The following is a 26,035-nucleotide window of genomic DNA, read 5'->3' on the forward strand; positions in this document are numbered from 1 at the left end:
CCGGGTATGCTTGCCGATCTGTCCCGCCGCGCCGCAACGCCCTCTTCGCAACATGACCGCCACCACTCTGCCCCCCGAGCTATCCGCCCCGCTGGACCCCGATGCCGCCGCGCCCGCCGGCACGCAGACGCTGATGCGCGGTCTTGCGGTGGTGCAGGCCGTGGCCGATGGCGCACGCGACCTGAAGGAGATCTGCGCGCGCATCGGCGTGGCGCGCAGCACCACGCACCGGCTGGCAAGTTGTCTGGTGCAAGAGCGCTACCTGCGCGCGTTGCCGGGCGTGGGCTACGTGCTGGGCCCCAAGCTGATCGAGCTGGGATTCCAGGCGCGCGAGGCTTTTCCGCTGGCGACGCTGGCACGTCCATATCTGGACAGCCTGGCCGAACTGACCGGCGACACGATCCACCTGGCGGTGCGCGACAACAACGACGTGCTGTATCTGGAAAAAATCCCGGGCAAGAAGGGATTGGAAATGCGTTCGCGGGTGGGCCACCGCATGCCGCTTGCCGCAACCGGCGTCGGCAAGGCGCTGCTGCTGGACGCCGATGAATCGCAATGGAAATCGCTGCATCGCGTGGGCGCGCCCGTTTCATCCCGCGCGCCGGGCGGGCAGCAGGGATGGGAGGCGTTCCGCGACCGCATGCGCGACTACGCGTCGCAGGGTTATGCGTTCGACCTGGAAGACAACGAGCCCTCGATCCGCTGCGTGGCAGCGCCGGTGCGCGATGCCTCCAGCGGCATCGTGGCCGCGATCAGCGTGTCGAGCACCGTGCCTTATATGTCGCTGGAGCGCATGCGCGAGATGGTGCCGATAGTGCAGGGCGCGGCGGCGGGGATTTCGGCGGAGATGGGGTGGAAGGTGGAGCGGGGGTGAGAGGGGGGATCGGCTTGCGGGAAGGTTCTATCTTGGACGAAGCCGCAGACCATCTTGATCGCACAGGTAAAAACCGCCGGCGAGCCGATCATAGCGGTAGAAGATGTGCTTGTTGGACGCGACGGGTGTAGTGTCGTAGGCAGAGAGGTCCGCCCCTTCGGCGCAGAGCCGCTCCACTTCGTCGGGCCATTGGAATTTCGCTGCGTGGTGAGCTGCCCACCGGTCGATCAAAGGGCCGAATCCCACCCAGTAAAAGAACGGATCTCGCGGCAAGCCCGAGGGCTTCTTGTACGCAGGCAGATCCGCGGTCGGCTGAATCGCGTCGAGACCTTCTTCCATGTATCGGCGTATGAACTCGAATCGCAGCGCGGCACATAGCGTATGCACCTCATCGACGGCATCAAAGCCGCCGCCAAGCTACAAGACGCCGTCTTGCTCGTAGACCTTTGCCTTGTTATCCGGCGGGGGAGGAAAGCCTAATCGAAGTTCGACGCGGGCGGGCACCTTCAGTCGGAAAAACGGTTGTACATCACGCCAGGGTACTGCCACCACGTTTCCCTTCCCATCCATCGTCTGCACCAGCTGCGCTTGACGGTTAAACCGCACGCGGCCGCCCGTTCGCGTGAGGGCTCCGAAAGACAGAAAGAATGGCGAACTGAACAACAGATACGGTATGAACAAGTACCAAAGCGCCGCGTTTGTGATGACATAAGCTGTCACTGTCACAAAGCAAAAAGTGTGCAGCATCGACAGCATATAAGTGTCATCAAGGAGCTCGTCCCGACCGAGTCGGCTTTCAATGAACCGCTCGTTGAACAAAGTTCCCTCACTAATGTCGTCCTTGAATTCCGCATCGCCCGGCCACATTGCCAGATCGACAGGCTCCATCGGCGCTGTATCGCTCCGGTTCTTCCAGATATCAATGCCCTTCTGGAAGCTGGGCGTCGCTTTTCTCGTGCTGACCATCAGTTTTTTACCGTGAAGGAAACTTCTGGATCACTGAAGGCATTCGGCCAGTAGGTCAGCACGGTATCTCCGATGAGAGTTGCCGTCTCTACAGTGAGATACCCCACGCCGTCGACCAGCTTGACCTTGCTTCGATTTTTTCCCTTCAACGTAGTTAGCCCAAATTGTGCGCAGCAGGTCGAAGGCGATCAGTCCAAGGCCAATCGGCCCTGGTGAGCGTGAGGAGAATGTGGTGAGCGCCGCCATTCTGAGTTTTTCGCCCCATTTCCCACCGAATAGGTATGCGGCGGCGACTGCCGCTTCGCCAAACTGCATAGCGCTGTCGATGATGATGTACGTGCGCACCTTGCCGCGGGCATCAGATTGGTCGCCAATCGCCTTAAGCGCACCGGCCAGCGCGGACACGCCCAATGCGCCGATCATCCGACGCTCTGCGCGTGTTATCGCGGTTTCGATGACTGCAACATCTATTCCTTTTCCGCGAATGACAGCCGGTTGGTGTTTTCCTCGAAAGCGGTCAACCATGGCACAAGATTTACTTCCGTGGCCGGCATGCTTCGCAACTTGCTCGGATTGCCAAGAAACGCGGTGAGCTTGCGAGGACTTAACAAGGTGTCGGCAAACCACATCGAGACCAGTGCAGGTTTGTGCTCATTAGCTGGGATGTAGGGGAACGGCAGCAATTCGCCGACCAGTGCCGTGGCGCTAAGCTCTCGCGGGGTCTTTGCAATGGCAATCAATCTGAAGGCTCCTTCGTCGATACGTGCGTGCGGCGCAATGGGCCGCAAACACCGCGAGTGAATCCTTGGCAGCGCGATCGACCGAGGCTTGTATGTGCGGGTCCGCCGGCTGCCAGGCATTGGCGGCAAGTATCTGACGAAGGCAGATTTTTCGACTTAGGAATTATTCGAAATTTGCGGGCCCGCGTACGGCGGGTGTCGACCAGTGAACGCCTTGGACACCGTCAAAGAGGAATTCTGCTGTCTGCTCACGGCTGAAGCGCAGATTCGCGCTCCGTCATGCGGCAATCGATCTATGCGAAATTCCGAGACACAGGGGATGTGCGCGCACGGGCCTGGCGCGATGGTCCGATGGGTCATGCAGGAAGGGCGAGCAGGTGCAATGCTTGCCCCTATCCCCGACCACCTCGCCGCTCGATCGTCGACAGCATCTCCAGCAGCACGTCCATATCGACTGGCTTGACCAGATGCGCATCGAAGCCGGCTTCCATCGACTCCCGGCGGTCCTCTTCCTGGCCCCAGCCGCTCAGCGCAAGAATCGTTGCGCGTTTGCCCCAGTCGAGGGTTCGGATGTGGCGGCAGGCCTCGTGGCCTGTCATGCCGGGCATGCCGATGTCCATGAGGATCACCTGCGGACGGACCTGGTTGCCGAGGGCAATGGCTTCTTCGCCGTCGTAAGCGGCAGTGACGTCGTGGCCTTCCAGGGCAAGCACGGCGACCATTGATTCGACCGCGTCGCGGTTGTCGTCGACCACCAGCACCTTGCGCGCGATGGGCGAAAGCGCGCTGGTGGATTGCTCGGGTGCGGCCGCCTGGATGCCGGTGACAGGCAGCCGGACGACGAATGTGCTGCCTTTGCCTTGGCCTTCGCTATGGGCACGCACCGTGCCGCCATGCATTTGCACCAGGCGCTTGACGAGCATGAGGCCAATGCCCAGGCCGCCCTGCGCGCGTTCGAGCGTCCGGTCGACCTGCGTGAACATCTCGAAGATCCGGTCGAGCTGGTCGGGTGGAATGCCCGAACCGTTGTCGCGGACCGTGACGTCGACGCTGTCCTGGCCCGGGTCGACGAAGAGCTCGATGTCGCCGCCGGGGGGCGTGTATTTGGCCGCGTTTGAGAGCAGGTTGCCGAAGACTTGCGTCAAGCGCTCGGCGTCGCCCTGCAGCGTGATCTGCGCGTCGGGCTGCACCAGTCTCAGCCGGTGCCCGTGTTGTTCCAAGGCGGGGCGGCAAGCCTCGATGGCGTGCTGCAGGACCGAGTCCAGCGTGAGGGAGGTGAGGCGGAGCTCCAGCTTGCCGCGGTTGATGCGGTTGACGTCGAGCAGGTCGTCGACCAGCCTGACCAGTTGGCGCAACTGGCGGTCCATGACTTCGCGGGCGCGTGCCGTCATGGCGGGATCGCGTTCGGCGCGCTTGAGCACCTCGAGCATGTTGCGCAGGGCGGCAAGCGGATTGCGCAACTCATGCGCCAGCACCGCCAGGAATTCGTCCTTGTGCCGCCGTTCACGCGCCAGTTCCGATTCCGCGATATGACGTTCGAGCAGTTCGGCGGCCTGCCGCGCAAGCAGATCGATGTAGCGCAGGGCCTCCGGCGTGGGGCCGCCGGGCCACGTGTAATGGTTGTTGAGCATGCCGAGCAGCTGGCCGCTGCGGCTGAGCAGCGGTGTGCATTGGATCGACCGGATGTTGTCCTCCATGACGATCTCGAGCCCCAGGGTGCCTTGCAGGTCCGTCAGCAGTTCCACGTCGGGCACAACCAGCCGTTCCAGGTTCTTGGCAGCCTCGGCGCAGCTTGCGACCCAGCCGTCTTCCGCGAAATGCTCGACCAGGCGTGCACTCAGGCCTTGGTGCACGGCAATGCGCAACGTGTTCTTGGCGGGGTCGTAGATCTGGATGTTGCCTTTGGCGGTGCCGGAAATGTCGGCCGCGGCGGCGAGGATTTTTTTCAGAAGCGGTTCGAATTCGCCGGGGCCGACGAGTTCGGCGCTCAGCGCCTGCAGTCGGGCCAGGGCGCGGACTTCATGCCGAAGATGCGCGGCCGCGCGGTCCCGTTCGACCACGATGCTGGCGGCCAACGCGCCGAACTCCGCGACACGCTGCTCCCAGGTGCTCAACGCAGCAGCCTGAGGCAGAAACAACAGAAACCAGCCGACGGGCGCACCATCGGCAGCCTGTGCCGGTTGGGCGTGGCAGGCCCGGATACCGTGTTGCGCGCAAAGGGATTGCCAAGGCGCCGCCCACATCGCCGCGTCCTCGATATCGAGGCATCCCGTTGGCTGGCCACACCGCGCTGCAAGGCCCGGCGCGAAGAGCGCCTGATCGATCGACTGTCCGCGCAGGCCCGCGGCGAACTCGGCAGGCAATTGCGAAGAGTATCCGTCGTGCACGGTGGTGCGGCCCGCGCCGGCCAGAACGACGCAGGCGCGCGCGTCGGGAAGCAAGCGGCCGACGGCATCGGTAAGCGCCTCCAGGCATGCCTTGGCCGGCGTGCCGGACGCCGATGAAAGCAGGATCTGGCGTTGCGCTTCATGCAGCGCAGTGTGGCTTGCGAATTCTGGCGGCGGGCAAGTCAAGCAAGTCTCCTTCCTGGTGCCCCCAACGCATCAGTCATCTGGCGGGAACGATGCATGGATGGAGGCGTTTGGCCTGTGTCGCCGCGGTGTGCGCCTGACGACGGCTTTAAATATTTACATGGATCCCGCCCCGCGAGTGTTGCAATTTGTCGGTCAGCCGTCACGGATCGTCGCGCAGTTGTCGAGTTCTTTCAGGCGTCCGCAGTGATCGGGGGCAATGGCAACAGCCGCTGCTGGATGTGGGCCATTGCCGTCTCCAGTTGTTCGACCAGCGCCTGCGCGGCCGGCGACAGCGTGCGGTCGCGGCGATGCAGCACGCCGATATAGCGGCGCGCCGACGCGTCACAGAGGGGCGTGCAGAGAAGGCCGGACAGGTTCAGCTCCGGCAGCGCCAGCCGCGGCAGCACACTGACGCCGAGCCCCTGGCGCACCATGCCGGCCGCCGTGCCCATGTGCGTGACGTCGTAGCGCAGCGCGGTGGTCGGCGCCCCGACCTCATCGCGCACGGCGCGGTCGAACTGCTGGCGCGCATGGGACCCCTGCGAGAGCAGGATCAGGTCGTAGCGCAGCACGTCGCGCCAGTGCAGCATCCCCGGCGCCTCGCCCAGCGGGTGGCCAGCGGGAAAGACGGCGCAAAAGCAGTCCTCGCCCAAGGGAGTGAACGTCAGGTCGGACGCCGGCTCGGCCTGCGCGGCCACGGCGAACTCGATCTGGTTGGTGCGCAAAAGGGCGACCAGTTCGTCGTTGTGGGCCTCGACCACACGCACCTTCAGCGCCGGATGCGCCTGGCGCAGCGTGCCGGTGGCGGCGGGCAGAAGTGTCAGAGCGGCCGAGGGCAGGGCGCCCAACGCCACGTTGCCGCGCCGCACGGCAGCCAGATCCGCCAAGCTGCGGTAGGCCTCTTCGAGGTCGGCGATGGGCCGCTGCACGCGGGCATAAAAGTCCTGCCCGGCCGAGGTCAGGCTGATGCTGCGCGTGGTGCGTTCGAACAACCGCAGGCCGAGCACTTCTTCAAGGTCCTGGATCAGGGCGGTGAACGAAGGTTGAGTCACGCCGAGGTGATTGGCCGCGTGGGTGAAAGAGCCGGTGTCCACCGCGAGCAAAAAGGCCTTGAGCGGCCGGTATTTGATATTGATAGCCATCGGCTAATAATAGTGAAGAAATATCTATTTGTGTCTAATAATTGGCCGGACGATGATGACGTCTACCGAAGCCCTCCGGATTCATAGACGTTATGGACGCATCGAGCCACAAGCCCTTCCGGCTGGGCGCCAACTGGCGCCAGAGCCAAGACGGCGACGCCGTCATCACCTCCATCAACCCGGCCGACGGCAGCATCGCCGGCATCGTCACGCGCGCGCTGCCGCAGGACGTCGACACCGCTGTTGCCGTCGCCTGGGACGCTTACCAAAACAAGCCCTGGCGCAAGCTGCGTCCCGACCAGCGCGCCGCCACGCTGTACGAAATCGGGCGCCGCCTGTCCGCCGAGCGTGAGCCGTTGGCGCGCCTGCAGATGCTGGACAGCGGCAAGCCCTACAAGGAATGCCTGAACATGGTCGACAGCGCGGCCGGGCATTTCCGCTATTACGCCGCCGTGTGCGAGACGTGGCAGAACGAGATGACCTCGCCGCGCGGCGAATACTTTTCCATGGCCTTGGCCGAGCCCTTTGGCGTGATCGCGGCCATCACGCCCTGGAACTCGCCCATCATGAACGAAGCGCAGAAGGCCGCGCCAGCGCTGGCCGCGGGCAACGCGGTGCTGATCAAGCCGTCCGAGGAAACGCCGCAACTGGCGCTGGAACTGGCCCGCATCTGCGCCGAGGCGGGGCTGCCGGAAGGTCTGCTGACCGTCCTGCCCGGCCATGGCGAAGACGTGGGCGCGGCGCTGGTCAGGCATCCCGGCGTGCGCATGGTGTCGTTCACCGGGGGTACCGAAACCGGCCGCGCCATTGGCGGCATCGCGGGCCAGCGTCTGATTCCGGTCGGACTGGAACTGGGCGGCAAGTCGCCGCATATCGTCTTTGACGATGCGGACCTGGATCGCGCGGTGGCAGGCGTGGTGTCGGGCATTTTCGGGTCGGCCGGCCAGAGCTGCGTGGCGGGGTCGCGACTGTTCGTGCAGAAGTCCATTTACGGGCGTTTCATGCAGGCGCTGGTGGAGCGCACGCGGCAGGTCCGCGTCGGCCTGCCCGACGATTCATCCACGCAGATGGGGCCGCTGGTCTCGCGGGCGCATCGGGACAAGGTGGCGGGCTATGTGGACATCGGCCGTGCCGAGGGTGGGAAAGTCCTGGTCGGCGGCGCGGCGCCCACGCAGGCCGAACTGGCCAACGGATGGTTCTACCTGCCGACCGTGATCGATGGGCTGGGCAACGGCGCCCGCGTGTGCCAGGAAGAAATCTTTGGACCGGTGCTGGTGGCGCTGCCGTTCGCGGACGAGGACGATGTGGTCCAGCAGGCCAACGACACCGCCTTCGGCCTGGCCGCGGGCATGTGGACCGGCGACTACGCCCGCGCCTGGCGCGTGGCGCGTGAGATCGAGGCCGGCTCCATCTGGATCAACACCTACAAGCAATCGCATATCGCGACCCCGTTCGGCGGCTTCAAGGCCAGCGGCATCGGGCGCGAGAAAGGCCTGCACGGCCTGCGCCTCTACAGCCAGGTCAAGAGCCTGTACTGGGGCATGCACGACAAACCAATGGGACTTTGAACAAACATGACGACTGAAAAGAAACAAGGCGCGGCGCTGTCCCTGGCCGACGCGCGCATTTTGATTGCCGGCGCGGCCAGCCTGGTGGGATCCCACACGGCCGACGCGCTGCTGGCGGCCGGCGTCAAGGAAGTCATCCTGCTGGATAACTTCGCGTTCGGCACGCCTGAGGCGATCGCGCATCTGCAGGACAACCCCCGCGTGAAAGTGGTGCGCGGCGACCTGATGCGCCTGCCCGATCTGCTGACTGCCACCGAGGGCGTGGACGGCGTGCTGCACCTTGCCGCCTACATGACGCTGGGTTTTGCCCAGACGCCCTGGCAGGCCGTGGACGTGAACATCCGTGGCGCGCAGAACATGCTGGAGGCCTGCCGCGCCAACAAGGTGAAGAAGATCGTCTTCGCCTCGTCCAATGCCGTGTATGGCTATGGCACCGGCATTGCGGGCGCGCTGGTCGAGAACGGCCCCTTCCATTCGGTGGGCGCGCCTCCCGCAGCCATCCTGTATGGCGCGTCCAAGATCATGGGCGAGCAGCTATGCCGCCAGTACTACCAGAAGGCCGGGCTGGACTATGTGGTGCTGCGCTACTCCACGGTCTACGGCGAACGGCAGCATTACCGCGCCGCCAATTCCCTGTACATCATGGAAACCTATGACCGCGTGCGCAAGGGCGAGCGGCCCGTGCTGCCGGGCGACGGGACCGATACCAAGCATTTCGTGCACGTCTCGGACGTGGCGCGCGCCAACGTGGCCGCCTTTGAAAGCGCCGCCACCGATGTCGCGGTGAATGTGTCGGGGCCGGCGCCCATCACCACCGGCGAACTGGTGCGGCTGGTGCTGGACTACTGCAAGAGCGACCTGCAGCCCGAAATCAAGCCGGATCCGCCCGGCACGGTGCGCCTGACGTCGGGCGGCGCCTTCCACATCCCGCATGACCTGGCCGGCCAGCATATCGGCTGGCAACCCCGGGTCGGCATGGCGGAGGGCGTGAACCGGCTGCTGGCCTGGCGCGAGGCGCAGGAGGCCGTGCAGACGCCGTAAGGAGGAATGCGCTCACGGCGCCATAGAGCGCCGGGGCGGGCAGTACGTACTTCAGTAGTCACGATAACGACATCCACAGGAGACAGGACAATGAAGTTGCGACATTGCATTGCCGGCGTGGCCATCGGCATGGGGCTGGCGTTGGGTGGGGCTGCGGCGCAGGCGGCGGGCTATCCCGACAAACCCGTGACACTGGTGGTGCCGTATCCAGCCGGCGGCGCCACGGACGTCATCGCGCGCCTGATCGCGGAGAAGCTGCCGGCCGCATGGGGGCAGCAGGTCATCGTCAACAACCGTCCAGGCGCGGGCACAACGGTAGCCGCCGAGCAGGTGGCGCGTTCGCCTGGCGACGGCTACACGCTCTACATGACGACGGCCGCCCACACCATCAGCGCCAGCCTGTACAAGAAGCTCAACTACGATCCCTTGAAGGATTTCGCGCCGCTGACGCTCACGTCCACGATTCCGCTGGTGCTCGTGACCTCGCCCTCGCTGCCGGTCAAGACCCTCGACGATCTGATCAAGTACGCCAAGGCCGCGCCGCAGGGGTTGAGCCTGGCGTCCACCGGCAACGGCACGCCGCAGCACCTGACGGGCGAACTGTTCAAGGCCAGGACGGGAATCAAGCTGGTCCATGTGCCGTACCGCGGCGATGCGCCGATGCTGACCGACCTGATAGGCGGACAGGTGCAGATGGCCTTCGTCACGTTGTCGGCCGCGCTGCCCCATATCCAGTCGGGCAAGCTCAACGCCATCGCGTTGGCGCATCCGCGCCGTGTCGAGGCCATCGCGCAGGTCCCGACGATGGCCGAGGCGGGCATGAAGAACTTCGAGGCCGCGACCTGGTTTGGCCTTTTCGCGCCGGCCAGCATGCCGGACGCCCTGCGCGAGAAGATCTACCAGGATGTCGCCCGCGTCGTGGCCACGCCCGAAATGACCAAGCGGCTGCAGGAGATGGGCGGCGATGTGAACAACAGCTCGCCCCAGCAGTTCCAGGCCTTCATCAACGACGAGGCGAAGCGGTGGGCCGAGGGCGTCAAGCTCTCCGGCGCACAGATCGACTGAGCGGCCGCACGGTCGATACCGACGGGAGAACCTACTGAATGAGCGACAACGATCAAGAACTGCTGGCGCGCTGCGCCGCCATCGGCACCAGCACCTGGGCCGATGCGATGGATACGCTGGGCATTGCCGGCGTGGTGCAGGGCATTGAGCGCCGGGGCGGGCAAGGCCGTATCGCTGGCTTTGCCGTCACCGCGCGCCACGTCTGGGGCGGCCTGGGAGACTTCGGCCGCGCCGATTTCGCGGTGGGACGCCTGGTGGCCGCCACAGGCCCCGGGCGCGTGCTGATGGTGGACGCAGGGGGGACCTGCATTTCCACTTTCGGCGGCATTGCCTCGTTGGCCGCCTCGCGGCGCCAGGCAACCGCTGTCGTCATCGATGGCGCCTGCCGCGACGTCGATGAAATCCGTGCGACCGGACTGTGGCTGGCGAGCCGCCATGTCACCCCGTTGACCGGCAAGACACGCCTGCGCCTGCAGGCCATGGGCGATCCCGTCACCATCGGCGGCGTGCAGGTCGCCGAGGGCGATCTCGTCGTTGGCGACGACACCGGGCTGGTCGTTGTGCCGCGTGCGCGGTTGCAGGATGTGCTGGCGGCGGCGAAGCACGCGCTGGAGGTGGATGAGCGGGTGGAGCGCGGCATTCGGGACGGCCTGTCATTCGCTGAGGCCGCCGCCGCGGCCAACTACATTCCCGCCAGCACCGGAGGCCGTGCGTGACTGCCCGCTACGAGGTGGTGCAGGTCACATCGCTGGGCGCCGCGTTCGATGCGCGCCTGGCCGCCCATTACCGCGTCCTGCAGGCCTGGCGGGAGCCGCTGGGCCTGGCGGCATTTGGCGACGAATTGGTGGAGCCGCGGGTCGCGGTGACGTCAGTCCGGCATGGATTCACGCAGCCGATGTTCGACGCGTTGCCGAATCTGCAGGCCGTGTGCAGCTGGGGGGTGGGTTACGACACCCTGGACCTGCGCGCCGCCGCCAACCGGCGCATCGGGATCAGTGTCACCCCCGACGTGCTGGACGACTGCGTCGCCGATCTGGCGTGGGCGCTGATGCTTTCGGCGGCCCGGCGTACCGCCGTGGGCGACCGCTACGTGAAGACGGGCCAGTGGCGCGCCATCGGGCAATTTCCGGTTGCGACCCGGGTATCGGGCAAGCGGCTCGGCATCCTGGGACTTGGCCGCATCGGTGAAGCGATCGCCCGCCGGGGCGCGGGCTTCGACATGCAGGTGCGCTATCACAATCGAAGCCCCAGGCCGCAGTCGCCATACCCCTACGAAGCATCCCTGGTGGACCTGGCCGCGTGGGCCGACTTTCTGGTGGTGGCCTGCGTGGGCGGGGCCGCCACGCGGCATCTGGTCAATGCGCCCGTCATTCGCGCGCTGGGCCCGCGAGGGATTCTGGTCAACATCGCGCGCGGCAGCGTCGTGGACCAGGCGGCGGCGCTGGCGGCGTTGCGCTCGGGCGAGCTGGGCGGCGCCGGCCTGGATGTGCTGGAGCAGGAGCCCACCGATGCCGCCGATTTTGCCGATCTGGACCAGGTTTCGCTGATGCCGCATGCGGGCAGCGCGACGCACGAGACGCGGGCCGCGATGGCGGATCTGGTCTTCGATAATGTCGCAGCGTTCCTGCGCAGCGGCGCGCTGCTCACGCCGATCGCCGACCGGGAGATGCAGGCATGACCCCGGCTGCGCTGCGGGCGGCGTTGACGGCCTGCCTGGGCGAGGCGAATGTGCTGACGGGCGCGGATGCCCAGCCCTACTTGACCGATTGGCGCCAGGCCGTGACGGGCCGGGCCATGGCGGTGTTGCGGCCAGGCGATACCGGCGAAGTCGCGCAAGTCGTTCGTCTGTGCGCGGCAGCCGGGTTCCCGATCGTCCCGCAAGGCGGCAACACCGGACAGGTGGCAGCCGCCACGCCGGACGTCAGCGGTTCTGCCGTGGTGCTGTCGCTGGCGCGCATGAACCGGGTGCGCGCCCTGGATCTGGACAATGACACCATCACGGTCGAAGCGGGTTGTGTGCTGCAGTCGGTGCAGGCGTCTGCGCGCCAGGCGGGCCGGCTCTTCCCGCTATCGCTGGGGGCGCAAGGAAGCTGCACCATTGGCGGCAATCTGGCCACCAACGCGGGCGGCACGCAGGTGCTGCGTTACGGGAACGCGCGCGAGCTTGCGCTGGGACTGGAAGTCGTCACCCCGCAGGGCGAAATCTGGCATGGCCTGCGCAGCCTTCGCAAGGACAACACGGGCTACGACCTGCGCGATCTGTACATCGGCAGCGAGGGCACGCTGGGCATCATCACCGCGGCGGTGCTCAAGGTGTTTCCGTTGCCGGTCGCGCAGCGAACCGCGCTGATCGCGGTCGCCAGCCTTGAGCAGGCCCTGCAACTGCTGCAACGCGCCCGCGCGGGCTTTGGCGCCGGACTGACCGCATTTGAAGTGATGTCGGCGGCGTGCCTGCGTGACGTGGTCCAGGCTTTCCCGCAGCAGCACCTGCCATTTGCCGATCTGCCGGCGGACGCATGGTGCGCGCTGCTGGAGCTATCGGACAGCGAGGACGAAATGCACGCGCAGACGCGGCTGGAGGCCGTGCTGGCGGCCGCGCTGGAGGCCGGCGAGGCGCTGGATGCGGCAGTGTCGGTGTCCGGCGCGCAAAGCGCCGCATTCTGGCACCTGCGCGAGAGCATCACCCTGGCGCTGGCCAAGGCCGGCGCGTGTGTCAAACATGACATCTCGCTGCCCGCCTCACGCATCCCTGCCTTTGTGCGGGCCACCGACCATGCCTTGGCCACGGCGTTTCCCGGCGTGCGCATGCGCGTGTTCGGCCATCTGGGCGACGGCAACCTGCATTACAACCTGCTGCCGCCGCAGGGCGTGCCGGAATCGGCGATCCAGCGACTCGTCCACGACCGCGTGCACGAGGCCGGCGGGTCTATCAGCGCCGAGCAGGGGATCGGCCACCGCCGGGTGCTCGACCTGGAGCGATACAAGAGTCCCGTGGAACTGGACCTGATGCGACGCATCAAGCATGCCCTGGACCCGCAAGGGCTGATGAATCCCGGCAAGGTGCTGTCCGCCTCGGCAGATCGCGCCTTGGCGTAGCGCGCCACGACGGCGCGCACCATTTCAATGACGGCCTTCCGGCCCAATGACATAACAACTGGAGACAAGAAAATGTTGCTGATGAGCAAGACCCTCGCGCGCGCCGCGCTGTCCGTTGCCGGCCTTTGCGCCGCTTTGCCGGCATGGGCCTGGCCCGACCGGCCCATCGAACTGGTGGTCGGGTTTGCGCCCGGCGGCGGCACCGACCTGACGGCCCGTGCCTTGGCCGTCTTCCTGGAAAAGGAACTGGGCACGACCGTCGTTGTCCAGAACAAGCCGGGCGCGTCCAGCGCGATCGCCCTGTCCTACGTGGCGCGCGCCAAGCCGGACGGCTATACGCTGGCAATGACGAACATGCCGGGGCTGGTGTCGCTGCCGATCGAGCGTCAGGCGGGCTTCACCGGCGATGACTTCACGTACCTGGCCAACCTGGTCCGCGACCCCAGCGCGTTCAGCGTGGCCAGCGACAGCCCGTACAAGACCTTGCAGGCGTTGATCGCCGCCGCCAAGGAACGGCCGGATGCGGTGAGTTATGGATCGACGGGCGTGGGCACCGACGATCATCTGGCGCTGGTGTTGTTCCAGGCGCAGACGGGCACCAAGCTCAATCACGTTCCGTACAACGGCGCGGGCCCGTTGCGCAGTTCGGTGCTGGGGGGGCATACCGTCATTGGCGGCCTGAATCTGGGCGAGGTCATGCCCTACAACGGCAAGAATATGCGGGTGTTGGCGCAGGCCAGCGAAAAGCGGTCGCCGCTGGGCCCGGATGTGCCCACGTTCAAGGAATTGGGCGTGAACCTGGTGTTTGCCTCGGAACGCGGCATCGTCGGACCCAAGGGCCTCCCCGCCGACGTGTCGGAAAAACTGCGGCAGGCGCTGGGCAAGGTGGCGGCCAATCCGGCGTTCCAGACCCAGATGAAGCAGCAGTTCACGGAAATGGACTACGTGGACGGGCCGCAGTGGCAGGAGCGCCTGAAGGGCGACGATGCGCGCCTGCGGCAGATCTGGGCCCAGACGCCCTGGGTGGAGTAGCCCGCGCGATTACGCCAGCGGCAAGGTCAGCACGCCTTGCGGGGCCGGGCGCATCATGACCCGCCGGTACCACGCCGATAGCGCGGGCGTATCGGGCCGCTCAATCGGCATGGCGAGCCATCGATGGGCGGCCGCGACCAGCGCGATGTCGCCCATCGTGAGATGGCGGCCCACGATGAACTCGCGGCCTTGCAGGGCCTGATCCAGGATCAGGGCGCGCGCGTTCGAGCGCTGAACGGATTTCTCGATGGCGGCCTTGTCGCGCTTGTCTTCGGGCGTGCGGATCAGGCCCAGAAATGCCGGCACCATGGCCGGCTGCCATTCGGTCGCCTGCCAGTCCATCCAGCGGTCTGCGTCGGCGCGCAGGCAGACATCCTCGGGCCACAGCGTGCCCACGCCGTAGCGTGCCGCCAGGTAGCGCACGATGGCATTGGACTCCCAAAGGATGAAGCCGCCGTCGTCGATGACCGGCACCAGGCGGTTGGGATTGAGCTTTGCCGCGTAATCGTCGGTGTCGACCACGCCGTAGGGGCCGCCTGCCTGGACAAAGGTGTGCGGCAGCGCCAGCTCGCGTACGGCCAGCATTACTTTTTGAACGTTGACGGATGTCAGGCGTCCCCAGATCTTCAACATAGCCAATCCTTTCAAGGGTCAGGCCGGCGGCAGGTGCCGCCGCGCAAAGCCGCTGTCGCGCCCGAAGCGCGTCCAGTCGAATGCCGGCCCGGGATCGGTCTTGCGCCCCGGGGCGATATGTTCGTGTCCCTGGGCGGCCACCAGGGGATAGCGCGAACGCAGCGTGTGGGTCAGCCTGCGCAGCGACGCGTATTGCTCGTCAGTGTAGGGCAGCGTGTCCGTGCCTTCCAGTTCGATGCCGAGGGAAAAATCGTTGCAGCGCTCGCGTCCCGCAAAGCGCGACACGCCGGCGTGCCAGGCGCGCCGGTCCGTGGAGACGAATTGCATGATGCTGCCGTCGCGGCGAATAAAAAAGTGCGCGGACACGCGCAGCCCGCGCAGGCGTTCCAGCCAGGGATGCGAGCCGTAGTCGAGCGTGTTCAGGAACAGGTCCGCGACTTCAGGGCCGCCGAACTGGCCCGGCGGCAGGCTGATGTTGTGCAGGACCAGCAGCGAAACCTGCGCGCCCGCGGGGCGCGTGTCGCAGTTGGGCGAGCGCAAGAGGGAGACGCCCGGAGCCGGCGCCAGCCAGCCATGTCGATCCAGGAGCAAAGGCATAGGGAGGGAGCGAGTAAAGATTCCGGCGCTCATTATGCCGTGGGCCCGCCGATTGCCCTATCCGGCCACTTGGCCCGCCCGCTCGAAAGGGGGATCAGCGCTTGGCCGGACCCAGGCGCGCGTGGTCGGCGCTGCACCAGGTCTGGCCGTTTTGCAGCAAGGCCTCGGAGCGGGGCAGATGGATGCCGCAATGGGCGCAGCGCACCATGGATTCCAGGGTGGGCGGTGCTGCGTCGGCCTGCGCCTTTTTCTTCGGGCCGGCCTGCCGCTGCGCGGCCATGCGGCCGGCGACGCGGGCAACCAACAGGACCAGGATGATCAGAACGATCCAGAAAAGCAACTTGCCCACGTCAGCCTCGATGCAGAATCATTTCCAGCACGAACCGGCTGCCGGTGTAGGCCAGAATCAAAAACCCGAAACCCGTCAGGGTCCAGCGCAGGGCGACGCGGCCGCGCCAGCCCCAGATGTGCCGCCCGGCCAGCAAGACCCCGAAGGTCAGCCAGGACAGCAGTGTGAAAACGGTCTTGTGGTCGAACGGCAGGATCTTGCCGGTCAGCTTCATGGAGGCGATCGAGCCCGAGCCCACCGCCAGCGTCAGTACGACGAACCCGATCCAGATGATGCGGAAAAGCAGTTGCTCCTGCACCAGCAGCGGCGGCTGCGAATCGAGCACGCGCCCGATGATGCTGCGCTCGGCCGGCGCGTCCAGGGGACGGTGCAGGTGGCGGTCCAGGAGAGCCATCATCATGGCGTGCAGGGCCGCGATGGTGATGAGCCCGTAGGCCGCCAGGGCGATCAGGAGGTGCACGCGCAGCCAGGCGTCGTTGGCATGCGGCACGAATTGCCCTTGCGGGAAGATGGCGGCAAGCCCGCTGGCGATGGCGGCGGCGGGCAGCAGCAGCAACTGCAGGCCGTCGATGCGTACGAGCAGGCTTTCCACCCAGAACACCACCATGCCCAGCCAGACGGCGGCGGACAGGGCAAGCGCCCATCCGATGAACAGATGCTGGGCGCCCAGCATCGATTGTTGCAGCCCGATTCCATGGAGAACCAGGGCGCCCAGCAGGCACAGACGGGCAATTTTGCCGGTCTGTTCCACTTCCTTGGCGCCGGCCAGGCGGATCCAGAGCGACCCCCCGAGCACTGCGTACGCCAAGGCAGCCGCTGTGTGAAATACAATGCCTAGTGACATAGAAACCGTTGTCTGGATGGGGCCTTTGGGGTGCACGTCACCCGAAAGCGCAGAATCCGCGCCTGCGGCCACCGTTCAATCGACTAGTTTAAGCGGAAACGCCTCTCATGCTCGATAACCTAACTCAACGCCTGTCGCGTGTCGTCAAGACGCTGCGCGGGGAAGCCCGCCTTACCGAGGCCAACACGCAGGAGATGCTGCGCGAAGTGCGCATGGCGCTCCTTGAAGCCGACGTCGCGCTGCCGGTCGTTCGCGACTTTGTCGCGCGGGTGAAGGAAAAGGCGCTGGGCGAAGAAGTCGCCGGCAGCCTCAGCCCGGGCCAAGCGCTGGTCGGCGTCGTCCACAAGGAACTGACCGCCCTCATGGGCGGCGATCTGGGCGCCGACGCCAACGAACTGTCGCTGGCCGTCCAGCCGCCCGCCGTGATCCTGATGGCGGGCCTGCAGGGCGCCGGCAAGACCACCACCACGGGTAAGCTGGCGCGCTGGCTCACAGAGGGCCAGCACACCCAGCATGGCCGCAAGACCGGCAAGAAAAAAGTGCTGGTGGTGTCCGCCGACGTCTATCGTCCGGCCGCTATCGACCAGCTAAAGAGCGTGGCCGCGCAGGTCGGTGTGGATTTCCTGCCTTCCGACCCCAGCCAGAAGCCCGAAGACATCGCGCGCGGCGCCGTGGATCACGCGCGCCGCCATCATTACGACGTGCTGATCCTGGATACGGCCGGCCGTCTGGGTATCGACGAGGCCATGATGCGCGAAATCCGCGCGCTGCATGACCTGGTCAAGCCGGTGGAAACGCTGTTCGTGGTGGACGCGATGCAGGGGCAGGACGCGGTCAACACCGCGCGCGCCTTTGCCGAAGCGCTGCCGCTGACCGGCGTCGTCCTGACCAAGCTGGACGGCGATGCCCGCGGCGGCGCGGCCCTGTCGGTGCGCCACGTGACGGGCAAGCCGCTCAAGTTCGTCGGCGTGTCGGAAAAGCTGGATGGCCTGGAGCCCTTCTATCCGGACCGCATGGCGCAGCGCGTGCTCGGCATGGGCGACATCGTCTCGCTGGTCGAGCAGGCGCAGAAGAACATCGACATCGCCGAGGCGCAGAAGCTTGCGTCCAAGATCAAGTCGGGCAACAAGTTCGACCTGAACGACTTCCGCGACCAGCTCGGCCAGGTGAAAAAGCTGGGCGACATGGGCTCGCTGCTTGAAAAGCTGCCCGCCCAGTTCCAGCAGGCCGCGGGCCAGTTGCAGGGCGGCCAGGCTGAAAAGCAGCTTCGCCGCACCGAAGGCATCCTGAATTCCATGACGGCCGCCGAACGCGCCAAGCCCGAACTCATCAAGGCCTCGCGCAAGCGTCGCATCGCGGCCGGTTCCGGCGTGCCGGTCCAGGAGGTCAACCGCCTGCTGGCTCAGTTCGAGCAGATGCGGGGCATGATGAAGCAGATGAAAAAGGGCGGCATGGCCAAGATGATGCGCGCCATGGGCGGCATGAAGGGCTTGGGCCGTTTTGGAATGAAGTAAAAAAATGGCCAGACATTGCGTCTGGCCAAGCAATCGCGGCGGGCAGGGGGCGCCGCGCCGCGACACAAGCCGGGGAACGCATGGGTGTCCCCCGGATTGTCGGAATGCGGGCCGCTTACGACAGCGGCGGGATGCGCAGCACCTGGCCCGGGTAGATCTTGTCGGGGCTGGTGAGCATGGGCTTGTTGGCTTCGAAGATCAGCGTGTTCTTGGCGCCCTGGCCCTTGCCGTATTGCGCTTCGGCGATCTTCCACAGGTTGTCGCCCTTTTGCACGGTGTACATCTTGGCTTCCGGCGTGGCCTGCTTGACCTGCAACTGGTTGTCCACCGCGGCCACGCCCACGGTGTTGCCCAGCGCCAGCGAAATCTTCTCGGCCTCTTCCGTGCTCAACGCCTGACCGGCGACCGTGACCTTGTCGCCGTCCACCGTGATTTGCAGGCCATCCGCGTTCAGGCCGTGCTTATCGAGCTCTTTCTTCAATTCTTCCGCCGTCGCGGCCTTGGCCTCGCTGGCGCCGAAGAGCTTTTCTCCAACGTCCTTGATGAAATTGAGCAGACCCATAGTGTTTCCTTTTATCGATGTTGCGGTGAGAAAACCTGCGTGCTCCAAAGGCGCCTGCGGGGGGCAGGGCGGCGCGACAGAAACGATTATGACTCGCACATTTGCCGTACGACGAGAGGGCGCGGTGTAACAGGTTGCTAGCCTCTTGCCAGACTACGCAACAATGCTGGCACCTTCGCAGGACGTTGGTATCCGCGGATGTACGCCGCCTCATGCGCAGGGCGGCATGCAAAAAGGCCGCTGTGTGTCAGCGGCCTTCAAGGTGACGTGCGATGCGGCGCCGAGGCGCTGCAAACAAAGCGGTCAGCCGCCGCCCACCGCCACGACGATTTCGATCTGGTCGCCATCGGACAGCGTCGTCTGGGCGTGCTGGCTCTTGGGCACGATTTCGCCGTTGCGTTCGACGGCCACGCGCTTGCCGGCATAGCCCAGCGTTTCGAGCAGTTCGTTCACCGTGGTGTCCAGCGGGAACTCGCGGGCGTCTCCGTTCAGGGTGATGTGCATGACAGGGGTCCTCACTGTTTGGCGTAGTCGTCGGTGGCGGCGATCAGGCGCGCCAGCGTGCCGGGTTCGTCGAAGGCATGGCCGGCATCGGGCACCAGATGAAAGTGCGCCTCGGGCCACGCGCGATGCAGGTCCCACGCGGTGCGCGCGGGCGTGCACACGTCGTAGCGGCCCTGCACGATGGTGCCCGGGATGCCGCGCAGCTTGTGCGCGTCGCGGATCAGCTGGCCTTCTTCCATGAAGCCGGCATTGAAGAAATAGTGGTTCTCGATGCGCGCAAAAGCCAGCGCCGCGCGGTCGGCGGCATGGCTTTGCTGGTGGCGCGGGCTGGGCAGCAGCGTGATGGTGCTGTCTTCCCATTTGCTCCAGGCCTTGGCGGCACGCAGTTGCTCGGCGGGGTCGCTGCCCGTCAGGCGCTTGTGGTACGCCGCGACCAGGTCGCCGCGCTCGGCTTCGGGGATCGGCGCCAGATACCCTTCCCAGCGGTCGGGAAACAGCCACGATGCGCCTTCCTGGTAGAACCACTGGATCTCGGCGCGCCGCAGCCCAAAGATGCCGCGCAGCACCAGTTCGCTGGTGCGTGCCGGGTGCGTTTCGGAGTACGCCAGCGCCAGCGTCGACCCCCACGAGCCGCCGAACACCAGCCACTTGTCCGCGCCCATGACTTCTTCGCGCAGGCGCTCGATGTCGGCGACCAGATGCCACGTGGTGTTGTTGTCCAGGCTGGCGTGGGGATGCGAACGGCCGCAGCCGCGCTGATCAAAGAGCAGCACGTTGTAGCGTTGCGGATCGAACAACTGCCGGTGCACGGGCGAGCAGCCGCTGCCGGGCCCGCCATGCAGGAAGACGGCGGGCTTGCCGTTGGGATTGCCGCACATTTCCCAATAGATCCGGTGGCCGTCTCCGGTGTCCAGCATGCCTTGACGGTAGGGTTCGATCGGCGGATAGAGCATCAGGCGGCTCGCTTGAAGATCAGGTCCCAGACGCCGTGGCCCAGGCGCAGGCCGCGTGTCTCGAATTTGGTGAGGGGGCGGTAGTCGGGGCGCGGCGCGTAACCGTCCGCGGTGTTCTTCAAGAGCGGCTCGCCGCTCAGCACTTCCAGCATCTGCACCGCGTAATCTTCCCAGTCGGTGGCGCAGTGGATGTAGCCGCCGGGGGCGATGCGGCTGGCAAGCAGCGAGATGAACGCGGGCTGGATCAGGCGGCGCTTGTGATGTCGCTTCTTGGGCCAGGGGTCCGGAAAATAGATGTGCACGCCGGCCAGGGAATCCGGGGCGATCATGTCGCGCACGACCTCCACGGCGTCATGCTGGATGATGCGCAGGTTCTGGATGCTGGAGTCTTCGATGCGGCGCAGCAGCGAACCGACGCCGGCGTTGAAGACTTCCACGCCCAGAAAGTTGTCGCCGGGCCGGGCGAGGGCGATCTTTTCGGTGGTCTCGCCCATGCCGAAGCCGATCTCCAGCACCGTCGGGGCCTGCCGTCCGAAGGCGGCGGCCGGATCCAGGCGGCGGGGGGCGTAGGGAATGGACCATTGGCCCATCAGACGCTCCAGCGCGGCAAGCTGGCCCTGCGTGATGTGGCCGCGACGGTGCACGAAGCTGCGGATGTGGGTGGCGCCGGGGCTGTTGGGCGCATAGGCGGCGCTGGCCAGCGCGGCCTGCGTTTCGGCGGAGACGGCGGCGGGCGCAGCGGCGGGCGCGGCGGCAGGGTTCACGCCGGGCTGGGTGGACGCGTCTGCGGCGGTGTCTGCAGGGGGGCTGGCGGGGGTGTTCGTGGGGCTATTCGTATTCATAGGCGGGATTGTAGTGGCAGGCTTGCCCGCGCGGAGCCGGTCAGAAGGACTAAAATAGGGACACATTTATCCCGCTTACCTGCGGCTATAGTTTCAGCCCGGTTTCCCTGTGCTGTAGTCCTTTTTCATGAACGTTGCCCGGATCGACCTCGTCACGCTCGCCCTGTTTGTCTCCGTGGCTCGCCAGGGAAGCATCTCGGCCGGCGCGCGCCAGTCGCATCTGGCGGTGGGCGCGGCCAGCAAGCGGATCTCCGACCTGGAAGCGGCGCTCGGGTCGCCCCTGCTGTACCGCAATGCCGCCGGCGTGGAACTGACCGACGCCGGCCAGGCGTGCCTCGCGCACGCGCTGCGCGTGCTGCAGGAAGTGGAACAGATGGCCGGCGCGCTGTCGGACTTCGCGCAAGGGGTGCGCGGGCAGGTGCGGATCGCCGCCAACACCTCGTCGCTGACGCAGTTCCTGCCTGAGGACCTGGCCGCGTTCATGGACGAGCACCCCGCGGTGCGGATCGACCTGGAAGAGCAGAACAGCATCGACATCGTCACCGCCGTGCTGGAGAACCGCGCGGACATCGGCGTGTTTGCCGATCGCACGCCGGCAGATGGCCTGGCCACCTTCCCGTACCGCCTGGACGAACTGGTGCTGATCGTGCCGCAACGCCACCCGCTCGCGGCCGAACCGCAGGTCGCCTTCGCGGACACGCTGGCCTACGACTACGTGGGCCTGCCGCCCGCGACGTCGCTGGCCACGCGCCTGTCCGAGGAAAGCGGCCGCATGGGCCGGGCGATGCGGCTGCGCATTCAGGTGCGCAGCTTTGACGCCATCTGCCGCATGGTGGCGGCCACGCGCGGCGTGGGCATCCTGCCGCGCATTGCCGCCGAGCCGCACGCCCGATCCATGCCGATCCGCCTGATTCCGCTGACCGACGAATGGGCGCGCCGCTGGCTGCTGCTGGGCGTGCGCGACGCCGACACCCTCACCGTGGCCGCGCGGCTGCTGCTGGCCCATCTGCGCGGCGAGAGCTGAGGGTTAGCCCGGGGTTTCTCGTTCCGGGAATGCCCCTTTCCCCGATTGTCCATTCCGCATCCTGACGTTTTGCGCGCACACTGCCGCCCATCATTACCGTAGGACGCGCCTGGGAGGCGATATGGCAGGGCAGATTCTTGCCGGCATTCGTGTGCTGGAACTGGGACAACTCATCGCAGGGCCTTTTGCGGCCAAGACCCTGGCCGACTTTGGCGCGCAGGTCATCAAGATCGAGCCTCCGGGCCAAGGCGATCCGCTGCGCAAATGGCGCCTTCTGCACGAAGGCACGTCGGTGTGGTGGGAGGCGCAGTCGCGCAACAAGCAGTCGGTCTGCGTGGACCTGCGCCAGCAGGAAGGCCAGGACATCGTGCGCCTGCTGGCGCGCGAGGCCGACGTGCTGATCGAGAATTTCCGCCCCGGCACGCTGGAAAAGTGGGGCCTGTCGTGGGAGGCGCTGCACGAACTGAATCCGCGCCTCATCATGCTGCGCATCTCGGGCTACGGCCAGACCGGCCCGAAGGCGCGCGAACCGGGCTTTGCCGCGATTGGCGAAGCCATGGCGGGCCTGCGCTACCTGAACGGCGAGCCGGGCCGCGCGCCGGTGCGCGCCGGATTGTCGCTGGGCGACACCATCGCCGGCCTGCACGGCGCGCTGGGCGTGATGCTGGCGCTGTACCAGCGCGATGCGCGGGGCGGCGTGGGGCAGGTGATCGACACCGCGCTGTATGAAAGCCTTTTCAATCTCAGCGAGAGCCTGCTGCCCGAGTATTCGGTGTTCGGCGCGGTCCGCGAGCCTGCCGGCGCGTCGCTGCCCGGCATCGCGCCCTCCAATGCCTATCCCTGCCAGGACGGCTACGTGCTCATCGCCGGCAACGGCGACGCCATCTACACCCGCTTGATGGCTCGCATCGGCCGCGACGACCTGGGGCAGGATCCGGCGCTGGCGCACAACGACGGACGCGCGCGCCGCGTGGACGAGATCGACGCCGCCATCGGCGCGTGGACGCAGCAACGCCAGATCGACGACGTGCTGGCCGCGATGCTGGAAGCGGGCGTGCCGGCCGGCCGAATCTATTCGGTGGCCGACATCGCCAAAGACCCGCACTACCGCGCCCGCAACGCCATCACGTCGATGGAATCGGCCGCGGGCGTGCAGGTCGAGATGCCCGCCGTCTTCCCGTATCTGTCGTCCAACCCCGGCGCGGTGCGCGAGCGCGCGCCGACGCTGGGCGAACACACCGACGCGGTGCTGGCGTCCGCTGGCCTGACTGAAGCACAGCGCGCCGCGCTGCGCGCCAAGGGAGTGATTGCATGAACCACGGACCCGCCCGCATCGAGATCAACGAGGTCGGCCCGCGCGACGGCCTGCAGATCGAAAAGACCCTGGTGTCCACCGACGACAAGGTCGCCTTCGCGGATGCGTTGTCCGAATGCGGCTTCGCGCGCATCGAGGTCACCAGCTTCACGTCGCCCAAGGCCATTCCCGCCCTGGCCGACGCCGTCGACGTCATGCGGCGCATCAGCCGCCGTCCCGGCGTGATCTACACCGCGCTGGTGCCCAACGTGCGCGGACTGGAACGCGCGCTGGAAGCCGGCACCGACGAAATGAACCTGGTCATGTCGTGCAGCGAGACGCATAACCGCGCCAACCTGCGCATGACACGCGACCAGTCGTTTGCCGAGCTGTCGCAGGTGCTGGCTGCTGCGGCGAAGGCCGACGCGCCTTGCAACGTGTCCTTGTCGACCGCGTTCGGCTGTCCCTTCGATGGCGACGTGCCTCCCGACACGGTGCTGGATCTGGCCGCGCGGCTGGTCGATGCGGGCGCTGCCGGCATCACGTTGTGCGACACCACCGGCATGGCGTTTCCGACGCAAGTGGGGGCGCTGTGCGAACAGGCTGCCGCCCGCCTGCCGGCCACGCCGCTGACCGTTCACTTGCACAACACGCGCGGCATGGCGCTCGCCAACGCCATCGCGGCCTGGCAGACCGGCATCACCCGCTTTGACGCGGCGGCGGGCGGCCTGGGCGGATGTCCTTATGCGCCGGGCGCCAGCGGCAACGTCAATACCGAAGAATTGGTCCACATGTTCGCGTGCATGGGCGTGCAGACCGGCGTGTCGCTGGAACCGCTGCTGGCCATTGTCCGCAATCTGCCGGGCCTGGTTCAGCGGGATCTGTCCAACGCGCTGTTGCAGGCGGGCCCCAGGCTGGCCCTGCATGCGCCGCCGACGTGGCTGGCGGAACGGTTTCCGGCCGGCGCCTGATTGATCGGCCGTTTTTCAGCAGTACCTGCAGTACCTGACACCACCCACAGATAACAATACCCAGGAGACAACGCATGGCCTCTTTCCGCCTGCCCACCGCCCTGCGCGCCAGCGCCGCCTTTGCCCTGACCTTTGCCGCCGGCGCCGCCAGCGCGCAGGCCGATTTTCCGAATCGCCCCGTCACGCTGATCGTGTCCGCCGCGCCCGGCGGCACCACCGACATCGCCGCCCGCCTGATCGCCCAGCCGTTGGGCGCGGCACTGGGCCAGAGCGTCGTCGTCGAGAACAAGCCCGGCGCTTCGGGCGGCATCGCCGCGCAGGCCGTGGCCCGCGCCAAGCCGGACGGCTACACGCTGCTGCTGCAATACTCGGGCTTTCAGGTCATCACCCCGCACGTGACGCCCGCCGCCGGCTGGGATCCCATCAAGGATTTCTCGCCCGTCGCCAATGTGCTGTCGGCGCCGCAGGTCGTGGTCGTGCGCCCGGATCTGCCCATCAAGTCCCTGAAGGAACTGGTCGCTTACGCCAAGGCCAACCCGGGCAAGCTGAACTACGCGTCGTCGGGCAACGGCTCGCTGCAGCAGGTCGCCACGGAGCTGCTCAACCAGATGGCCGGCACGCAGATCACGCACATTCCCTACAAGGGCACGGGGCCCGCGCTGAACGATCTCTTGGGCGGCGCCGTCGACATGACCATCACCACGCCGCCGCCGCTCCTGGGCCAGATCGCCGCGGGCAAGCTGCGCGCGCTGGCGGTCACGGGCAACGCCCGCCTGCCGTCGCTGCCCGACGTGCCCACGGCCGCCGAAGCCGGCTACCCCGACCTGATCGTCTCGTCGTGGTTCGCCATGTACGCGCCGAAGGACACGCCCGCGCCGGTCGTGGACAAGATCGCCGGCGAGATCCAGAAGATCATGAAGACCGACGAGTTCCGCAAGAAGGCGGCCGAGCAGGGCGCCGAGGCGACGTTCATGGGTCCGAAGGAACTGGGCGCCTACACGCAGACCGAACTGGACCGCTGGGGCAAGGTGGTCAAGGCGGCCAACATCACGGCGAATTGATCGCTGCGGGTGATCGTAGCGATTTATCGTAGCGATTGACCGGAACGGGGCGGTTTGCCGCCGCCCCGCCCGAAAAAAAGCCGCGCTATAATCGCGGCTCTGCCCGGCCCACGGCCGCGGCACGACACCCGAGCGGGTGTAGTTCAATGGTAGAACGGCAGCTTCCCAAGCTTCATACGAGGGTTCGATTCCCTTCACCCGCTCCATCAATCCCCAGCAAGCGCCCATCCCCGCGACGCGAATCCTTCGATTCTGCCGCGTCGGTATTTCATCCCCAGCATCGATTCAATGCCCCGCGTGCGGATGTCCGCGTTGGCGTGCGGCGCGGGGCTCCCAAGGGCGCCGTGCGGTCAGGCGGCGCGGTGACACACGGCCTCGACGTTGTAGCCGTCGGGGTCCAGGATGAAGGCGCCGTAATAGTTGGGGTGGTAGTGGGGCCGCAATCCCGGCGGGCCGTTGTCCCGGCCGCCGGCGGCCAAGGCGGCGCGGTGGAAGGCGTGGACCTCGTCCCGGCTGCGGGCGCGGAAGGCCACATGCACGCGCGGGGTGCAGGGCGTGCCTTCATGAATCCAGAACTCGCCGCCCGGGTTGTCGGCATCGGCGGGGGCGCCGGCGCCAAAGCCCATGTCGGTCTCGAAAACCTTGCGTGGCACATAGCCCAAGGCCGCCAGCGCGCTCTGGTAGAACGCGCGGCTACGCGCGAAGTCGCTCACGTGGATGGTGATGTGGTCCAGCATGCACAGCTCCTTCAGCAAGGCGGCCCCCCGGGCCGGAGCGATCAGCATAGGCC

At 66.5% G+C, this 26,035-nt stretch carries 28 protein-coding genes and 1 tRNA gene; 14 read left to right on the forward strand and 15 right to left on the reverse strand.

The window, feature by feature from the left end:
• The first annotated feature begins 52 nt into the window (after nt 1-52).
• Nucleotides 53-874, forward strand: coding sequence for an IclR family transcriptional regulator (locus FBY20_RS14040; protein WP_142052868.1), 822 nt, complete (start codon nt 53-55; stop codon nt 872-874).
• A gap of 27 nt (nt 875-901) precedes the next feature.
• Here FBY20_RS14040 and FBY20_RS14045 read toward each other — a convergent pair whose 3' ends face one another.
• The 6 genes from FBY20_RS14045 to FBY20_RS14070 all read right to left on the reverse strand — a co-directional run bounded on the left by FBY20_RS14045 (nt 902) and on the right by FBY20_RS14070 (nt 6,295).
• Nucleotides 902-1,213 (reverse strand): hypothetical protein, encoded by a 312-nt coding sequence (locus FBY20_RS14045; RefSeq protein ID WP_142052871.1) that lies wholly within the window; start codon nt 1,211-1,213, stop codon nt 902-904.
• Between the two features lie 78 nt (nt 1,214-1,291).
• Nucleotides 1,292-1,840 (reverse strand): hypothetical protein, encoded by a 549-nt coding sequence (locus tag FBY20_RS14050; protein WP_142052874.1) that lies wholly within the window; start codon nt 1,838-1,840, stop codon nt 1,292-1,294.
• 30 nt (nt 1,841-1,870) lie between these two features.
• Entirely contained in the window at nt 1,871-2,365 is a 495-nt protein-coding gene (locus FBY20_RS14055) for a hypothetical protein (protein WP_160144404.1), read from the reverse strand.
• Complete coding sequence (locus FBY20_RS14060; protein WP_142052880.1) at nt 2,308-2,580, reverse strand: hypothetical protein; 273 nt, start codon at nt 2,578-2,580, stop codon at nt 2,308-2,310. Before FBY20_RS14060 ends, FBY20_RS14055 begins: the two co-directional genes overlap by 58 nt.
• Nucleotides 2,581-2,972: 392 nt before the next feature.
• Complete coding sequence (locus tag FBY20_RS14065) at nt 2,973-5,153, reverse strand: ATP-binding protein (RefSeq protein ID WP_142052883.1); 2,181 nt, start codon at nt 5,151-5,153, stop codon at nt 2,973-2,975.
• A gap of 191 nt (nt 5,154-5,344) precedes the next feature.
• Nucleotides 5,345-6,295, reverse strand: coding sequence for a LysR family transcriptional regulator (locus tag FBY20_RS14070; RefSeq protein ID WP_056324879.1), 951 nt, complete (start codon nt 6,293-6,295; stop codon nt 5,345-5,347).
• A 92-nt stretch (nt 6,296-6,387) separates the two neighbouring features.
• On the opposite strand from FBY20_RS14070, the gene FBY20_RS14075 reads away from it, so the two are divergent.
• The 7 genes from FBY20_RS14075 (at nt 6,388) to FBY20_RS14105 (ending at nt 14,097) form a co-directional block, all read left to right on the forward strand.
• Nucleotides 6,388-7,863, forward strand: a complete 1,476-nt coding sequence (locus FBY20_RS14075) for an aldehyde dehydrogenase (protein ID WP_142052886.1) — start codon at nt 6,388-6,390, stop codon at nt 7,861-7,863.
• A gap of 6 nt (nt 7,864-7,869) precedes the next feature.
• Entirely contained in the window at nt 7,870-8,904 is a 1,035-nt protein-coding gene (locus FBY20_RS14080) for an NAD(P)-dependent oxidoreductase (protein WP_128829331.1), read from the forward strand.
• Between the two features lie 90 nt (nt 8,905-8,994).
• A complete protein-coding gene (locus tag FBY20_RS14085) occupies nt 8,995-9,969 on the forward strand; it encodes a tripartite tricarboxylate transporter substrate binding protein (protein ID WP_062839863.1) in 975 nt (324 codons plus the stop codon).
• A gap of 38 nt (nt 9,970-10,007) precedes the next feature.
• A complete protein-coding gene (locus tag FBY20_RS14090) occupies nt 10,008-10,685 on the forward strand; it encodes an RraA family protein (RefSeq protein ID WP_056324889.1) in 678 nt (225 codons plus the stop codon).
• Entirely contained in the window at nt 10,682-11,647 is a 966-nt protein-coding gene (locus tag FBY20_RS14095; RefSeq protein ID WP_142052889.1) for a 2-hydroxyacid dehydrogenase, read from the forward strand. The genes FBY20_RS14090 and FBY20_RS14095 overlap by 4 nt, the downstream gene beginning before the upstream one ends.
• Entirely contained in the window at nt 11,644-13,065 is a 1,422-nt protein-coding gene (locus tag FBY20_RS14100; protein ID WP_142052892.1) for an FAD-binding oxidoreductase, read from the forward strand. Before FBY20_RS14095 ends, FBY20_RS14100 begins: the two co-directional genes overlap by 4 nt.
• Nucleotides 13,066-13,146: 81 nt before the next feature.
• Nucleotides 13,147-14,097, forward strand: coding sequence for a tripartite tricarboxylate transporter substrate binding protein (locus FBY20_RS14105; RefSeq protein ID WP_223573203.1), 951 nt, complete (start codon nt 13,147-13,149; stop codon nt 14,095-14,097).
• Nucleotides 14,098-14,106: 9 nt separating this feature from the next.
• On the opposite strand, the gene FBY20_RS14110 is transcribed toward FBY20_RS14105, so the two are convergent.
• From FBY20_RS14110 to FBY20_RS14125, 4 genes are all read right to left on the reverse strand, one after another.
• On the reverse strand, nt 14,107-14,730 hold the full coding sequence (locus FBY20_RS14110) for a glutathione S-transferase family protein (protein WP_128829326.1): 624 nt from the start codon (nt 14,728-14,730) through the stop codon (nt 14,107-14,109).
• Between the two features lie 18 nt (nt 14,731-14,748).
• A complete protein-coding gene (ampD, locus tag FBY20_RS14115) occupies nt 14,749-15,327 on the reverse strand; it encodes a 1,6-anhydro-N-acetylmuramyl-L-alanine amidase AmpD (protein ID WP_142052895.1) in 579 nt (192 codons plus the stop codon).
• Between the two features lie 94 nt (nt 15,328-15,421).
• Nucleotides 15,422-15,676, reverse strand: a complete 255-nt coding sequence (locus tag FBY20_RS14120) for a PP0621 family protein (protein WP_142052898.1) — start codon at nt 15,674-15,676, stop codon at nt 15,422-15,424.
• Nucleotide 15,677: 1 nt separating this feature from the next.
• Nucleotides 15,678-16,520, reverse strand: coding sequence for an inner membrane protein YpjD (locus FBY20_RS14125; protein ID WP_062839871.1), 843 nt, complete (start codon nt 16,518-16,520; stop codon nt 15,678-15,680).
• 107 nt (nt 16,521-16,627) lie between these two features.
• On the opposite strand from FBY20_RS14125, the gene ffh reads away from it, so the two are divergent.
• On the forward strand, nt 16,628-18,034 hold the full coding sequence (gene ffh / locus FBY20_RS14130; protein WP_142052901.1) for a signal recognition particle protein: 1,407 nt from the start codon (nt 16,628-16,630) through the stop codon (nt 18,032-18,034).
• 115 nt (nt 18,035-18,149) lie between these two features.
• Here ffh and lysM read toward each other — a convergent pair whose 3' ends face one another.
• The 4 genes from lysM to trmB form a co-directional block, all read right to left on the reverse strand.
• A complete protein-coding gene (gene lysM, locus FBY20_RS14135) occupies nt 18,150-18,596 on the reverse strand; it encodes a peptidoglycan-binding protein LysM (protein WP_056324913.1) in 447 nt (148 codons plus the stop codon).
• A gap of 303 nt (nt 18,597-18,899) precedes the next feature.
• The gene (gene thiS, locus FBY20_RS14140) at nt 18,900-19,100 is read right to left on the reverse strand and encodes a sulfur carrier protein ThiS (protein WP_056324916.1); all 201 of its coding nucleotides are present in this window, start codon (nt 19,098-19,100) and stop codon (nt 18,900-18,902) included.
• Nucleotides 19,101-19,111: 11 nt separating this feature from the next.
• Entirely contained in the window at nt 19,112-20,053 is a 942-nt protein-coding gene (gene pip / locus FBY20_RS14145; RefSeq protein ID WP_142052905.1) for a prolyl aminopeptidase, read from the reverse strand.
• Nucleotides 20,053-20,895 (reverse strand): tRNA (guanosine(46)-N7)-methyltransferase TrmB, encoded by an 843-nt coding sequence (gene trmB, locus FBY20_RS14150; RefSeq protein ID WP_255452339.1) that lies wholly within the window; start codon nt 20,893-20,895, stop codon nt 20,053-20,055. Before trmB ends, pip begins: the two co-directional genes overlap by 1 nt.
• Before the next feature lie 127 nt (nt 20,896-21,022).
• On the opposite strand from trmB, the gene FBY20_RS14155 reads away from it, so the two are divergent.
• From FBY20_RS14155 to FBY20_RS14175, 5 genes are all read left to right on the forward strand, one after another.
• Nucleotides 21,023-21,919 (forward strand): LysR substrate-binding domain-containing protein, encoded by an 897-nt coding sequence (locus FBY20_RS14155; protein ID WP_142052911.1) that lies wholly within the window; start codon nt 21,023-21,025, stop codon nt 21,917-21,919.
• A gap of 121 nt (nt 21,920-22,040) precedes the next feature.
• Nucleotides 22,041-23,234 (forward strand): CaiB/BaiF CoA-transferase family protein, encoded by a 1,194-nt coding sequence (locus tag FBY20_RS14160; RefSeq protein WP_056324927.1) that lies wholly within the window; start codon nt 22,041-22,043, stop codon nt 23,232-23,234.
• Nucleotides 23,231-24,184 carry a hydroxymethylglutaryl-CoA lyase gene (locus FBY20_RS14165; RefSeq protein WP_142052914.1) on the forward strand — a complete coding sequence of 318 codons (954 nt, stop codon included), beginning with the start codon at nt 23,231-23,233 and terminating at the stop codon, nt 24,182-24,184. The genes FBY20_RS14160 and FBY20_RS14165 overlap by 4 nt, the downstream gene beginning before the upstream one ends.
• Nucleotides 24,185-24,258: 74 nt before the next feature.
• A complete protein-coding gene (locus FBY20_RS14170) occupies nt 24,259-25,245 on the forward strand; it encodes a tripartite tricarboxylate transporter substrate binding protein (protein ID WP_056324932.1) in 987 nt (328 codons plus the stop codon).
• A 132-nt stretch (nt 25,246-25,377) separates the two neighbouring features.
• A tRNA-Gly gene (locus FBY20_RS14175) sits at nt 25,378-25,451 on the forward strand.
• 144 nt (nt 25,452-25,595) lie between these two features.
• On the opposite strand, the gene FBY20_RS14180 is transcribed toward FBY20_RS14175, so the two are convergent.
• The gene (locus FBY20_RS14180; protein WP_142052917.1) at nt 25,596-25,982 is read right to left on the reverse strand and encodes a VOC family protein; all 387 of its coding nucleotides are present in this window, start codon (nt 25,980-25,982) and stop codon (nt 25,596-25,598) included.
• Nucleotides 25,983-26,035: the final 53 nt, after the last annotated feature.

The sequence above is a fragment of the Achromobacter sp. SLBN-14 genome, from assembly GCF_006715415.1.
In the GTDB taxonomy this organism is placed as follows: Bacteria; Pseudomonadota; Gammaproteobacteria; order Burkholderiales; family Burkholderiaceae_B; genus Achromobacter; species Achromobacter mucicolens.

Excerpts from the sequence above, each read along its gene's own strand:
- FBY20_RS14040 (WP_142052868.1), top strand. The coding sequence starts at position 53 with ATGACCGCCACCACTCTGCCCCCCGAGCTATCCGCCCCGCTGGACCCC.
- FBY20_RS14045 (WP_142052871.1), bottom strand. The coding sequence starts at position 1,213 with ATGGAAGAAGGTCTCGACGCGATTCAGCCGACCGCGGATCTGCCTGCG.
- FBY20_RS14050 (WP_142052874.1), bottom strand. The coding sequence starts at position 1,840 with ATGGTCAGCACGAGAAAAGCGACGCCCAGCTTCCAGAAGGGCATTGAT.
- FBY20_RS14055 (WP_160144404.1), bottom strand. The coding sequence starts at position 2,365 with ATGGTTGACCGCTTTCGAGGAAAACACCAACCGGCTGTCATTCGCGGA.
- FBY20_RS14070 (WP_056324879.1), bottom strand. The coding sequence starts at position 6,295 with ATGGCTATCAATATCAAATACCGGCCGCTCAAGGCCTTTTTGCTCGCG.
- FBY20_RS14075 (WP_142052886.1), top strand. The coding sequence starts at position 6,388 with ATGGACGCATCGAGCCACAAGCCCTTCCGGCTGGGCGCCAACTGGCGC.
- FBY20_RS14080 (WP_128829331.1), top strand. The coding sequence starts at position 7,870 with ATGACGACTGAAAAGAAACAAGGCGCGGCGCTGTCCCTGGCCGACGCG.
- FBY20_RS14085 (WP_062839863.1), top strand. The coding sequence starts at position 8,995 with ATGAAGTTGCGACATTGCATTGCCGGCGTGGCCATCGGCATGGGGCTG.
- FBY20_RS14090 (WP_056324889.1), top strand. The coding sequence starts at position 10,008 with ATGAGCGACAACGATCAAGAACTGCTGGCGCGCTGCGCCGCCATCGGC.
- FBY20_RS14100 (WP_142052892.1), top strand. The coding sequence starts at position 11,644 with ATGACCCCGGCTGCGCTGCGGGCGGCGTTGACGGCCTGCCTGGGCGAG.
- FBY20_RS14105 (WP_223573203.1), top strand. The coding sequence starts at position 13,147 with ATGAGCAAGACCCTCGCGCGCGCCGCGCTGTCCGTTGCCGGCCTTTGC.
- FBY20_RS14110 (WP_128829326.1), bottom strand. The coding sequence starts at position 14,730 with ATGTTGAAGATCTGGGGACGCCTGACATCCGTCAACGTTCAAAAAGTA.
- ampD (WP_142052895.1), bottom strand. The coding sequence starts at position 15,327 with ATGCCTTTGCTCCTGGATCGACATGGCTGGCTGGCGCCGGCTCCGGGC.
- FBY20_RS14125 (WP_062839871.1), bottom strand. The coding sequence starts at position 16,520 with ATGTCACTAGGCATTGTATTTCACACAGCGGCTGCCTTGGCGTACGCA.
- ffh (WP_142052901.1), top strand. The coding sequence starts at position 16,628 with ATGCTCGATAACCTAACTCAACGCCTGTCGCGTGTCGTCAAGACGCTG.
- lysM (WP_056324913.1), bottom strand. The coding sequence starts at position 18,596 with ATGGGTCTGCTCAATTTCATCAAGGACGTTGGAGAAAAGCTCTTCGGC.
- thiS (WP_056324916.1), bottom strand. The coding sequence starts at position 19,100 with ATGCACATCACCCTGAACGGAGACGCCCGCGAGTTCCCGCTGGACACC.
- pip (WP_142052905.1), bottom strand. The coding sequence starts at position 20,053 with ATGCTCTATCCGCCGATCGAACCCTACCGTCAAGGCATGCTGGACACC.
- trmB (WP_255452339.1), bottom strand. The coding sequence starts at position 20,895 with ATGAATACGAATAGCCCCACGAACACCCCCGCCAGCCCCCCTGCAGAC.
- FBY20_RS14155 (WP_142052911.1), top strand. The coding sequence starts at position 21,023 with ATGAACGTTGCCCGGATCGACCTCGTCACGCTCGCCCTGTTTGTCTCC.
- FBY20_RS14160 (WP_056324927.1), top strand. The coding sequence starts at position 22,041 with ATGGCAGGGCAGATTCTTGCCGGCATTCGTGTGCTGGAACTGGGACAA.
- FBY20_RS14165 (WP_142052914.1), top strand. The coding sequence starts at position 23,231 with ATGAACCACGGACCCGCCCGCATCGAGATCAACGAGGTCGGCCCGCGC.
- FBY20_RS14170 (WP_056324932.1), top strand. The coding sequence starts at position 24,259 with ATGGCCTCTTTCCGCCTGCCCACCGCCCTGCGCGCCAGCGCCGCCTTT.
- FBY20_RS14180 (WP_142052917.1), bottom strand. The coding sequence starts at position 25,982 with ATGCTGGACCACATCACCATCCACGTGAGCGACTTCGCGCGTAGCCGC.